This is a genomic window from Psychrobacter sp. Pi2-51 (genome assembly GCF_904846665.1).
In the GTDB taxonomy this organism is placed as follows: Bacteria; Pseudomonadota; Gammaproteobacteria; order Pseudomonadales; family Moraxellaceae; genus Psychrobacter; species Psychrobacter glaciei.
Window position 1 is genome coordinate 26,632 of sequence record NZ_CAJHBP010000005.1, and the last position, 12,577, is coordinate 39,208.

Here is a 12,577-nt window from a genome sequence, read left to right on the forward strand (position 1 = left end):
TACTTTAAAGATAATACGCTCCAACTTACCTCTGCAAGACTTCTCTTATGGTTTGTGATTATTCCAATAACTTTGTTTGGCTTTATCATGCTTATCAGATGGCGACAAAAAAAATCAGAAGCAGAAAAACCAGAGCCAACTCAGAAAGTAAGCAAAAAAATAAAGACAACACCTATCGATTCCTATCAATTGTTTATAGATAGTAGCATCTGTCTACCCGAAGGGACTGATTGGTCTGAGATCATAGATAATGATGACGATCTCACGGTATTGAGTGAGGCGCTATCAGACTTTGACGGCTTACCAATATTAACCAAGCCGATTGAGGGTGTCATCACCGAACAAGCAGCGCTCTACGCTTACGATGATGAGCTAGATAACGAGGCATATCCTGAAGATGCGGCTGAAAGCCTAAATGAGCTAACCTTTCGTCTATGGGCATTGATTGATAATCAACTTACCGCAAGTGATGATGCACTAAGTGTACTGGCTCAGCATTTCGAGCGCATTATGCAACAAAATAACCATGAGCCAGATTCCGCTCTCAGTATCCACCCAGAATGGCAGCAACACTATATCGCAAGCGCACAGGAAGACCCTTCTGCAGATACCAACCTCCCCGTTATCTCATTGTCTACGCTGTCTGTTTATTTGTCTATTCCTGAGCTGGCTAACGCTAATTATCTGGTTGAAAGGCTAAAACAGCAATTGGCAACCTATGGCATTCCCGAGCAGCTACTCACTATTCAAACCATCATCGCTGATGAAGACCCAAATCTTCCTAATAAAAATGCTCGTCATACAGACTCTTCTCATAATAGCCATGACGGTGCTGATAGCGAGTCCTATCAGCCGCTGCAATTCATTCATGAGCAGCTTATTACCCTAACCAAAGCTGCGACCCCCGAGATTTGTCTTTTTATCACCGTCGACTCGCAGATTAATGAGCAATGGCTTGAAGCAAACTTATATGCAGACAACGCCTCCAATCTCTTGCCTACCGAAGCCGGTATATTGCTGATTTTTTATAACAAAGCCGCCAAAGACCTTCTCGATCTAGATCACAAGGTGCGTTTTTCCATGACTGAAATTGGCGAGGCGCTACCCAATGATGCCAGTAGTATGGCCGCTGAAGTACCGAAGCAGGCTTATAACAATACTCGCCAGCATTATTTAGCAAATTTAAAGACGATAAAACAGCTGTTACTGGATAATTCATTTGCTCTATTAGATCGCCATGACGACAAAACCAAGGTAGAAGAAAAAAAGTCAGCGCAGGCCATTGACAATAAAACAACAATGACAGATGCGTTAAGTGAAAATAGCATCACCCTCTTGTCAGACATTAATCCAGCAACACAACCTTACGACTTATCTATACTTATGACATTTATCGATGAATTTATAGCGCAAGGGGCGCTAGTAAATGACCACCATTTAGGGCATTATATGCCTCTGAACTCATGGTTACAGCCTTTTTTAAGTCTTGCACTGTTGGTCAGCGCCGCCAAAGACCAGCCACAGGAGTCTAACATTAAACTCCTTATTACCCAACATAAGCGCTGCTGCGTAGTATGGCTTGCGGAATCCAACCAAACACTTTAGCCACTTTTAGTTCAGTTAATATTGCTCGTTTTATCGCTTATATCAGTCATTGTTTATGATGAAATGATGACTCTCTATTATTTCAAGATCACATTAGGTAGCAGGCATGTTCTCAAGGTTTTTTCATCTCATCTACAATCCAAGAGTGTTATTGGTCTTAGCTATCATAGTCGCTCTGGTCTTACTCTATGATTATGTCGCGCTACAAACCTTCTTCGTCATTATCGGTGTCTCCATAACCTGTCTGCTACTAGCATGGTTTGGCTACTACTGGTGGAAAAAGCGTAAAAAGGCGGCCGCTGAGCTCGCAGATTTAGTAGAAGACAATAACGATGAAGGCGCTAATAGTGTCAATAGTAGTGCCGCTAAAGACGAGAATGCACAGGAAGTACAGGCCTTACGTCAGCAAATGCAAGACGCCATTAAGACCATACGTAAGTCAAAAATTGGCGATCAAACTGGCAAAGCTGCACTATACGAGTTGCCATGGTATATGGTCATTGGCAATCCGGCAGCGGGTAAAAGCTCGGCGGTACTTCACTCTGGGCTAAAATTCCCGTTTATGGAAAAAACCAACAAGCTGTCGGTACAAGGTGTCGGCGGTACTCGTAACTGTGATTGGTTTTTTTCTACCGAAGGCATACTACTCGATACCGCAGGACGCTACTCTGCCTACGAAGATGACCGCTCAGAATGGCTGTCTTTTTTAAACCTATTGAAGAAGAACCGCCCCAAAGCACCTATCAACGGTATTATTATCGCCGTTAGTATCGCTGAGCTTACCAAAAATGATCCCAGTTACGCGCTGGACTTGGCTAAAAACCTGCGTAGCCGTGTGCAAGACTTAACAGAGCAATTAGAAGTTTATGCCCCCGTTTATGTGGTCTTCACAAAAATGGATTTAGTATCAGGCTTCCGTGACTTTTTTAATGATTACGAGCAAGAAGAGCGCGGGCAAGTATGGGGCGCGACGATTCCCTATCCCGAAGACCCTGATAGCATCAATATCAGCGATGTGTTTGAAGAGCATTTTGGCGTGCTGGTCAACGGTCTAAAAGACCTTAGCACCACTAAGTTGTCTCTGCGTCACCAACGTACGGTATCTCCAAGTCTGATGACTTTTCCCATGGAATTCCAGTCACTGCGTCCGATGATTAGAACGCTGATGCACGCCTTATTCGAAGACAACCCTTTTCAGTTTAAGCCCATACTACGCGGATTTTATTTCACCAGTGCCTTACAAGAAGGGCAAGTCAGCAGTCAAATGACCTTGCAGATGGTGCAAAATTACGACCTGCAACCGCCAGCAGTGCCTTTAAGTGCTCAGCAAGAAGCTGCTGACAAGCCTTACTTCTTGCATGATTTATTTTCTAAAGTCATCTTAAAAGACAAGCATTTGGTCAAACAACATAAAAACCGCAACAAGCGTAGCCATCGCGCGCTGGCCACCCTCGCCTCTGTGGTGGTGTTATGTACAGCGGTTGGTTTATGGACTTGGTCTTATGCCAATAACAAGCAATTGACTGAACGTGTAGAGGCTGACTTACAGCAAGTCGCGCTGATGCAAAAAAATGCTAATGGTGATTTGCAGTCGCAACTTGAGTCGCTTACTATCCTGCAAAGCCGAATAGAGCAACTCGAAGGCTACGACGAGGATCGTCCGTTGTCGCTGAGCTTTGGGTTATATCAAGGAGATAAGCTCAAAGAAAAACTGCTATCTGAATACTATAATGGTGTAGGCATTATCGTGTTAGCGCCTACCAAACAAAACATTGAAAGGTTTCTGACCGACGTCAATACGAATGCGGCAGATCTAAAAGTACAGGAGGCAGCAACCTCAGCAGTCGAATCCGAAACCGTGAGTAACGACGCTTATATACAATCTGACCCTACCGACGTAGAGGATGCTTATAATGCGCTGAAAGCTTATCTGATGCTGGGCAATCATGAGCACTTAGAAACCAGCCATTTGAGCGATCAGATGACACGTTTTTGGCGCACTTGGCTTGAGTCCAACCGTGCTGATATGCCACGTGACAAGATGATTCGTCAGGCTGAGCGCATCTTAAGCTTTACGCTTGCTCATGTCGACGACCCCGCCTTTCCATTGATTCAAAATGACTTGGGGCTGGTGGATAAAACCCGTACGACGTTGTCTAAAGCCAGTAAAGGCCAGCCTGCCCGTGAGCGTGTCTATTCTGAAATTAAAATGCGCTCCTCTGCTCGCTTTCCATCGGTGACTGTCGCACAAATCACCCAAGACAGTGCCAATGAAGTACTGCTAGGCAGTTATGTGATCTCCGGCACCTTTACCAAGCAAGCATGGGAATCGTTCGTGAGTGATGAGATCGATAGAGCTGCTACCAATAGAGTGGTTGCCGACGATTGGGTACTTGCGACCAGTAGCAAAGATGATTTGACACTGACAGGCAGCCCTGAGCAAATCCGTCAATATCTGGTCAATCGCTACAAACAAGAGTACATCATTGAGTGGAAGCGCTTTTTATCACAGGTCTACATCCGTGATAGTAAAGGCTTCGACGATCATGCGCTCTTATTAAATCAGCTGTCTAACGCCACCGAATCACCGCTAAAAACACTATTTGAGACGGTAGATCGTCAGACCCAGTGGGACAATAAATCCGCAAACCAACCCGCAGCGAATGGCTCCAACTCTCGGCGCTCATTTGTCAATTGGTTCAAGCAAACGATCCTGCGTCAAAGCCCAGCTGAGCTTCGTCAAGCAGAAGCGGCGATGAATAATGGCAATAATAACGGTACTAATGAGGCGGCGGCCATCCCTGCCAGCACCGGCATGGTAGCGCAGGAGTTCTCCTCAATACACAACCTAGTCACCCCAAGAGAGGACAATCAAGACTTATCGCTATTGGACAACTATTTGGCAAGCTTAGGAGATATTAGAACGCGGTTCAATAACATAGCCCGTAGTGATGATATCGGTCCTGATGCCTTGTTATTTGCTTCGCAAACTCTCAGCACTGAAGGCTCAGAGATGACCAAGTCCTTGCAGATATTAGATGAGCAAATACTTAGCCAAGCCAACTCTGAAATAAAACAGCTGGTACGTCCATTGCTAAGTGAACCACTAACTCGCTCATTTACGATGCTCCTCACCCCGACTAAGGCTGAGATTAATAAAGTCTGGCAAGCACAAGTATACAAGCCCTTTTTGGATAACTTGGGCAATAAATATCCATTTACCGCCAATGCTAACTTGGAGGCAACCCCTGCTGAAATTGGACAGTTCTTCGGGGAAGATGGCTATGTTGCCAAGTTCGTCAACGAAACCTTATCGCCTTTTATTATCCGCCGAGGCGATCAAATCTCAAGTAAGATTTGGAATGGTGCAGGCTTAGGTCTGAATCCTAAGTTCGTCGCTGATTTTGGCAGATATTTTGTCAACTATACTGGTGGCAATGCCGGAAGCTCTTCAGGTGCGAGTAGTGGCAGTGCCAATCAAACCACATTCCAAATCATGCCTTTACCGGTTAGCGGTTTGACCGAATATACGATCGTCGTTGATGGACAGCAGCTGCGTTATCGTATGGGTACGCAAGCATGGACGACGTTTGTATGGCCAAATCCAAGTAGCCAACCAGGAGCCAGCATCAGAGCCAAAAACTACGATGGCAAGGATTACACCATATTTGAGGAAGCTGGTAGCTTTGGCGTTGAAAGACTGATCAATAGTGCTCGCCGCACTGAGCTTGGCGACAATATCTTTGAGATGGCATGGTCAGGTGATGGCATCACTATTCCGGTACGTTTTAGAATCATCAGTGGTAGCAGTAGCACAGCCAGTCAAGGGCGCTCTAACAACCCCTTTACTGGTATGAAACTCCCTAACGAGGTGATTGCCCTTGGGGTCACACGCACGGCAAGACCTGTTACGGATAACAGTGCAGCGGCTAATACCCCTAATAGCAATAATGCTCGTGAATCAACCGGTCAAAATACTGAGCAAACGAGCACAGCCCCTCCAGTAGCAGGCGTGTTGAACTTGGCTCCTAGTACAGATGTCAATACAGATGTCAATACAGATGTCAATACAGGTGTCAACACCAGTGCTACCACGAGTAACGCTCAGAACACTGAGGACAATAGTGGCAATGGCGCACAAACTGCCTCGTCTCCAACTACGGCTACCTCTGAGCCGCGGGAGCCAACGCCATGACTCCTGAATCACTACCCTTAGTTTATTTTGGCAAATTGCCAGCTCGTGGAGATTTTATCAGGGCGCGCGCTCATATCGCTGAGACCAATGCGATTGATCAATGGGTCAGTCAAGCCTTGGCGATATCAGAAAACTTATTCAGTGACGCGAGTGACTCGTTGATAGACAGCCCACCGACGAACAATATTGCTTTTTTGAACTTTAGTCACGTAGATACGGTATCTAACGAGATTATTACCGGCGTCCTGCTTCCTAGTCATGACAGTAGCCATAGAAACTATCCGCTTATCGGTTTTGGTGTGCTTCATCTCGATAAACCAAAAAGCTGGATGAACTACCTGCCCGTTAAGTCGTTAACGCTGTGGAATGAGACTTATGAAGTCCTGAGCGTGGCCAAATCTAAAACCGATAGCGCTGAGGTTATGGCAGGTCTGAACGACGGTCAGCTTACCGTCAATAAAAACGCCAGTACCCACTATTACGATTTTATCAATACCACCACATTGCACGACATCGCGATATTGATGAACATCAGTAAATCACAACTGATACAACAAATCATAGCCACAGGCTTGTTATTCTTACCGACTTATAGCAAAGGCTTTAGCGGTCTGAATAAAGCCATATACTGGACTCTGACCTCCGATAGAGAAAACGCCATACATATGGCGACTTTTTGGCATGATCTTATTAGCGGTTTTTATCAGCCACACCAGCTTTATCTGAATACGTATCTGTACCGAGTTTCAAACTGCTACCGCCTACTCCTGAGCTTTACCAAGCCGGACGGTCGCATGCTTAGCCAGCTGGCAAGTAGTGAGGACAGTCATCCCGATGATTGGGTAATCATTGCTCATAGTGACTGGACACAAAGCTATATCGATGAAGATATCGGCTTGACTCGGTTTAACAAAATATTGTTGCAAGATGACCTTTATCTGTACGATACTAGACAACTGTTTAAAAAAACTTTCTTGGCACAGTAGCTATTCGATAATTGGTCGTTAACAAGCATACTTTCAATAACAGTAAGATTAGAAAAGGTATTTTTATGCTAGCCCAAGTCTCAACCACAATACCTAAATTAACACGTCGTAAAAAAAGCTTATTATTCGCAGCTGTTACTTTGTCTATGAGTGCTGCGGTGTTTGCGGCTCATAATGACGCTCATATTAACCACAGTCCTGAAGATGTGCCTGTGGTCATTAAAGGTGTCGTGGCTACCAGCTCGGATAAGCAGCAACTCCTGGAAAAGCTAAAAGCGCAATACCCTAACAAGCCCGTCAGAGATGAGATCGAAGTGCGTTCTAACATTAGCATACCGACCAACTGGCAACAGGTAGCGACGGCTATTATCGATAGTGATATCTCTAATATCCGTCAGGGTCGTATCGACATTCATGGGACTACCATTAGCTTGCATGGCAAGGTGAGCAGCATTGAGCAAAAGCAAGCCATCCAAAACCGGATACACACGCGCCTCACCGATCTTTACCAATTAGAAAATCAATTGGTCGTCGTAGAAGGTGAGCAGCGACTTATCGATGACACCTTGGGCAACCGTATCGTCGAGTTTGAATCCGGCAGCGCCAAGTTGACCTCAATGGGTCTGGGTATTCTAGACGATATGGCTGGCGTCCTGCAGCGAGTTGGCGATAAGCCGGTGACCATCATTGGACATACCGACAATGTGGGCAACCCAAGTGCCAATCTGGTCTTATCTAACAAGCGTGCCGAAGCGGTTAAGCAATACCTCATCGGTCGTAACATTGATGCGGCCCGTCTAAGTACCGCTGGTAAAGGTGACGCTGATCCTATCGCGAGTAATGACAATGAAGAAGGACGCACTCGTAACCGCCGGATCGAATTTACCCTTGGTGAATAACGCTGCTATATACGTTGATTGTGGCAGCTAAGCACTGATGCTTATGATGCCGTCTCTGACACAAGAGGGACTACCCCTATGTTACGCTTGACCAACACCGTGCTTCCGATGCACCCTGATAGGCTGTATGCGATTGAAGGCAATAGCCAAGCCCCTTACGCCAGTGCTCGACAAGATATGGCGGCTCACCGAGCGTGGCTACAGAAACTGACTCATGCTCATGAGGAAGCGCACATCATCGCTCAGCTGAACCCGAACGGCTGTCACCAGCACGAGCAGCACGGTATTGATACCTATCTATTACACGTCTATATCCATGAGCGCCATCATCCCCCTTTCACACCGTTGACGGCTTTAATCGGTAGCCCATTAACCTTGAGCTTTGATACTCCAAACGGATTGACCTATCGTCATCTCCATATCACAGCCATTCGTCAATTGGATCATGATGGCAGTTATGGCTATTACCGTCTGCTGGCACAGCCGATTACCTATCGCTTGCATCAGCATCTACATAGTCAAATAGACACCAACTTATCTGTTCTCACTATGGTCTCAGAGCGCCTCAGCACACTAGATGTGGACGTGGTCGATGACAGCAGCAACGGTGAAAATGATACGAACTGGATACCCGCTCGCATGACTCAGTGGCAAATGAGTCACTGGTCGCATATTTGTGAGCGGCTCGCGCGTCAAGGGCTGACGGCTTATCTGCGCCATGAGAAAACGGACGATCACAGCCCGCCGAAGCTCATTATCACTTCCGCTCATCCCAGCGATAGCGATGGCGTCAGCCTAAATATTGGCGCATTACGCTATCAACAAATATTACACGACCGTGTCCATGCGCCTGTCTTGGCCATCAGTGAGCAGGTCATCACCCAACCAAACTCAGTAACGATGCAGCGTTTCAATGCAGCAAGTGTCGCACACCCAACCCAGTCAGCCGACGTTGCGACGAGCAGTAATGGGGATAAAGAAAATAATCAAACGAGTAGCCATTCACTCACATTAGACAGCCCAGCCGCCTTTGCACCAGTAACCGATACCGAAACCATAGATGAAGCAACTATTGTGGCAAACAGTCATCAAAGCAGATATAGCGTCTATCACGCCCTCGCCCATGCCACGGATTTGAGTGTTGCTGATACTTTTATGCTTGTCGATCACAGTGCGCTCAATCAACACTACCGTGCTACCCATATCGTTCATTTGGCTCGTAATAGTCTGGCACATGTGACTGGACTCACCATAAGCCGCCGCCATCATCAGCGCCATGCTTCCAGTTTAGAAGCTGGCATTCATCTCACTCAGCTGCGCCTTATTACCGCTGATACTCCATGGGTCGGTCCTCTATACAGCAGACAGGCTCTACCGCCGATGACAGGCATTACGGACAGTCAAAGCGATACAGACAGTCGCAATCATATGACCCCGACCAAAAGCTACTTACTGGATAGTCCAGCCCAACCTATCAATCGCCTTGAGGCACAAGCTGGCGCTAACTATGGCACACACTTCACCCATCGAGCGGACGACCAAACCCTGATGCAGTCTATCGGGGATAGCGAGCATCTGATTAATATGGGTAGCTTATTATCATCAAGTCGCCCTAGTCTGTTCGCCACGGACAACGAACAAGCAATTGAAAGCGGCTATCGCAACACGGACAACGGTTTATCAGAATGGGTCACTGATCACCGTACAGAAAAAGCTTACTCTCAGCTAAAAGTAGACAGTGCTGGGATATCCGCCAGTCTAAAAATGGGGGTTATCAATCCATCAGAAACCACCAAACGTCAAGGCATCAATGCGGCTACCAATGCCCAAATCAATATAAAATCAGGCGAAGCGCTCGTTCTCTCCACCCAAGCACAAACCCACGCTCAATCTGGACAGCATAACTATCAGCAGCATACCCCGACTCTGACCCAAACTGGTCTAGGTGGTCAGCATCTAGCGGAACGCTTAACGCAACTGGCAACAGGACTAGGCAGAAACGTCAAAGACCATGCCAATATTAAGACTCAGTTAGAGAGTATCGCCAAGGAACAAGACACTAAAACCCATCAGCAAACACCTTACACGCTAATCGACAGCGCAGCAGACACAAGTTATGTCAGCGAAGATACGCTGATTCACAGAAGCATGGGCGAAATGATCAATACCACTCAGCAAGATATGAGTATCAGTAGTGGCGATAGTCATAATCAAGTCAGTAGTGAGTCGTTAAACATAATAGCCGATGGTCAGTTTAGTATGACCAATGCAAAAGAGAATATCACCCTCTCCGCCCATACAGGCAAACTGGAAGCGACTGCTAAGCAAGATGTAAACATCGCCTCCTCCACCAAAGAGGTTGAAATAGTCGCAGCGAATAAGATTACGCTGACGGCTGGTGGTGCGAGTATTACACTTGATGGCACAGATATTACAATTACGGCTAAGCAGTTTACGGAGAAAGGCGGTAAGCATAGTAAGGCTGGTGGTGGTAGCGATGGGTTGAGTTTGGCGGGGTTGCCTAGCATAATTCCTGAGAAAAAGACGCTGATGGATGGTGTTTATAGTTTGGCGTATCAGTTTTTGGATGACGATGATGAGCCTTATATTAATACGTCTTACACTGCTATTAATAAACAGACGGGCGAAGAGTTCAAAGGTGTCACTAATGAAGACGGATGGTCAGAGCGCTTTCACTCTAATAGCGAAGATGAGATTGAGGTTCATCTAGAGCTTGGTTGGCAGGATGATGAATTAAAAGGTGCAGAATAATGAGTCAAAAATCTAATGGTAATACTGGTCCTTCTGATCCTTTTAAAGTTCTTAGGATCAGCCGTCGTGAGTTTACGGTTCATTTTAGACAGCCAACCGACATGGCTGGACGTTATGGCTTTGACTATCCGCGAGATGCTGACAGATATCCAATAGAAGAGGTAACAGAACCCACAACAGGTAAACGTACTCACAAAGCATTATTTAGAGGTAATCTTTCTAATTTTAAAGATATTTACCTCAAAAATGCTATGTACTCACCATTTTTACATAAATACAATTACTTACCTGCATGGTTGGCTATCTTTCCTTATACCACTAACAGTGTTTATAGAGGAGGCTCATCCATGCATAAAGATGGAGTAAAACTAGATATTGAGCTTCAACAACTAATTGGAGACACCTCTAAACTATCAGCCAGTAAATATACGAAGCTAGAGTTTGTATCTTCAAACCCAAGTAAGCTTACTGTTTCGCCTTCAAGCATGTCAATTAAAGACTTTATCAGTCGAGGACATAAAACTACCGTAGTGGATAGGGCTAATAAGAAAGCTCGGAAGGATTATATTCTCAAAAGAGCGATATTGATTAAGGGAGTAAAAAACCAGCCACTTAGCAAGCATGAAAGTATCACTGTTTACGCTATTTCTGCTAACTCGAAAGACTTAGTAGGAGAGTTGATGGTTCATAAAAATAGCCAGACATACAAAGCCGATTTAGTATTGGTGCCTACTAAAACATCTACAGGTATAAACAAAAAAGCCTCAGAATCTATAGAGTGGTATTTGAAATACAAATCATTCAACCAAGCACTCATAAGAGCAGAGATTAAAACTGAAGAGCCATTCGATTTGAACAAATTTAATACCAACACTGATATAGAGTCTTATATAAAGCGTGCAAAGAAGAATAGTCATACTCCTAAATCAGCAAGTGATGGAATTATTACTGCATATGATAAATATGGGCTGGGAAAACATAAAGATAAGAGTGGTAATACTTTATCCATTAATCAAAAAGGGCATAAAAAGACTTACATTTTTTTATTAGATTTTGATATAACAGGCTTAAATGGTCGAGCACCTCCAGATTATTCTACTGGGAAATTTTCATTTGGCAACGTTGTTTTAATTTTCAAATCAGGTCTAAGCAATTATGAGACTTTAGTTCATGAAATAGCCCATAGCCTGGGAGTACCCCACATATTTGAGCCTAGCTTTGCTAACCAATATAAATTCTATCAAGGGTTTAGTGATAAAGTGATGGATTATACTTGGCAACTTGGTACTGGAAATGATAATCCAAATTCACGTATTTCATTTGCAAGGTATCAGTGGTATCTAATGCAAAAAGATCCCAGTATATACAAGCTATAAGAGGTCTATATGAAAACAATAAAGCTCGCACTTACTCTAGTAATTACTGCATTATTTGCTGCCTGTGACGCCACCTCTTCTGACTCACTCACTCTAGATTCAGGTAAAGCAGTCAAATCGACTATACAACTGGATGAAAAGAGCAGCGCTGAGAGCGTATTATCCTCTAATATGGAACCCCAGATCCAAGAGGATTTCAATACAACAGACTGGGCTCCGCTTATTACCAGAACACCGGCAAAACAAGCTCATGAACCATTTTTCCTACCTGACGAAAACGTAAAAAAGATTAGAGATTTCTTTAACAAAAACCAAAATAGAAAACAAATAAAAAACAGACAATTTGAGGAGACTGCATATGGTTTTTTTAGTGTCATTCAGTATTATGATGACACTATCTTAGATTACTCGTTGGACAAAGTGAATAATAAATATTTTGTCAAGATGTCTAACTTAAGAGGTAACTATCAACCACATGAACCGTTTAATAACACCCATAAAGATGCCGTATATAAAATGTTAAATATAAGCGGGGCAGATAACCCTGAAATATTTTTTCAACAGCTCATAAGTAGCCCTAAGATTACCAAATATAAAGGATGTACTGTACAACAAAAACAATCGAAGTATGCGATGGTGGATTTGACATCATGTGAGTTTGACAATAGAACAGATTTGTCTTTGTATAACCCTAAATCTAAACCTTAGAATAAGGCAAATCATACCAAAATAGCTACGCCAGTC

Annotated in this window: 7 protein-coding genes; all 7 read left to right on the plus strand. The window is 44.5% G+C overall.

What is annotated here, in order from left to right; genetic code table 11:
• Positions 1-87: 87 nt before the first annotated feature.
• Positions 88-1,605, plus strand: a complete 1,518-nt coding sequence (locus JMY08_RS03900; protein WP_201590893.1) for a hypothetical protein — start codon at positions 88-90, stop codon at positions 1,603-1,605.
• A 106-nt stretch (positions 1,606-1,711) separates the two neighbouring features.
• The gene (gene tssM, locus JMY08_RS03905) at positions 1,712-5,800 is read left to right on the plus strand and encodes a type VI secretion system membrane subunit TssM (protein ID WP_201590907.1); all 4,089 of its coding nucleotides are present in this window, start codon (positions 1,712-1,714) and stop codon (positions 5,798-5,800) included.
• Positions 5,797-6,786: a type VI secretion system-associated protein TagF gene (tagF, locus tag JMY08_RS03910; RefSeq protein ID WP_189580732.1), complete on the plus strand. Its 990-nt coding sequence runs from the start codon at positions 5,797-5,799 to the stop codon at positions 6,784-6,786. The genes tssM and tagF overlap by 4 nt, the downstream gene beginning before the upstream one ends.
• 65 nt (positions 6,787-6,851) lie before the next feature.
• Positions 6,852-7,685 (plus strand): OmpA family protein, encoded by an 834-nt coding sequence (locus JMY08_RS03915; RefSeq protein ID WP_201590911.1) that lies wholly within the window; start codon positions 6,852-6,854, stop codon positions 7,683-7,685.
• A 78-nt stretch (positions 7,686-7,763) separates the two neighbouring features.
• Positions 7,764-10,457, plus strand: a complete 2,694-nt coding sequence (locus JMY08_RS03920) for a DUF2345 domain-containing protein (protein ID WP_201590914.1) — start codon at positions 7,764-7,766, stop codon at positions 10,455-10,457.
• Positions 10,457-11,833: a hypothetical protein gene (locus JMY08_RS03925; RefSeq protein ID WP_201590917.1), complete on the plus strand. Its 1,377-nt coding sequence runs from the start codon at positions 10,457-10,459 to the stop codon at positions 11,831-11,833. The genes JMY08_RS03920 and JMY08_RS03925 overlap by 1 nt, the downstream gene beginning before the upstream one ends.
• A gap of 9 nt (positions 11,834-11,842) precedes the next feature.
• Entirely contained in the window at positions 11,843-12,541 is a 699-nt protein-coding gene (locus tag JMY08_RS03930; RefSeq protein ID WP_201590920.1) for a hypothetical protein, read from the plus strand.
• Positions 12,542-12,577 lie beyond the last annotated feature (36 nt).

Excerpts from the sequence above, each read along its gene's own strand:
- JMY08_RS03900 (WP_201590893.1), top strand. The coding sequence starts at position 88 with ATGCTTATCAGATGGCGACAAAAAAAATCAGAAGCAGAAAAACCAGAG.
- tssM (WP_201590907.1), top strand. The coding sequence starts at position 1,712 with ATGTTCTCAAGGTTTTTTCATCTCATCTACAATCCAAGAGTGTTATTG.
- tagF (WP_189580732.1), top strand. The coding sequence starts at position 5,797 with ATGACTCCTGAATCACTACCCTTAGTTTATTTTGGCAAATTGCCAGCT.
- JMY08_RS03915 (WP_201590911.1), top strand. The coding sequence starts at position 6,852 with ATGCTAGCCCAAGTCTCAACCACAATACCTAAATTAACACGTCGTAAA.
- JMY08_RS03920 (WP_201590914.1), top strand. The coding sequence starts at position 7,764 with ATGTTACGCTTGACCAACACCGTGCTTCCGATGCACCCTGATAGGCTG.
- JMY08_RS03925 (WP_201590917.1), top strand. The coding sequence starts at position 10,457 with ATGAGTCAAAAATCTAATGGTAATACTGGTCCTTCTGATCCTTTTAAA.
- JMY08_RS03930 (WP_201590920.1), top strand. The coding sequence starts at position 11,843 with ATGAAAACAATAAAGCTCGCACTTACTCTAGTAATTACTGCATTATTT.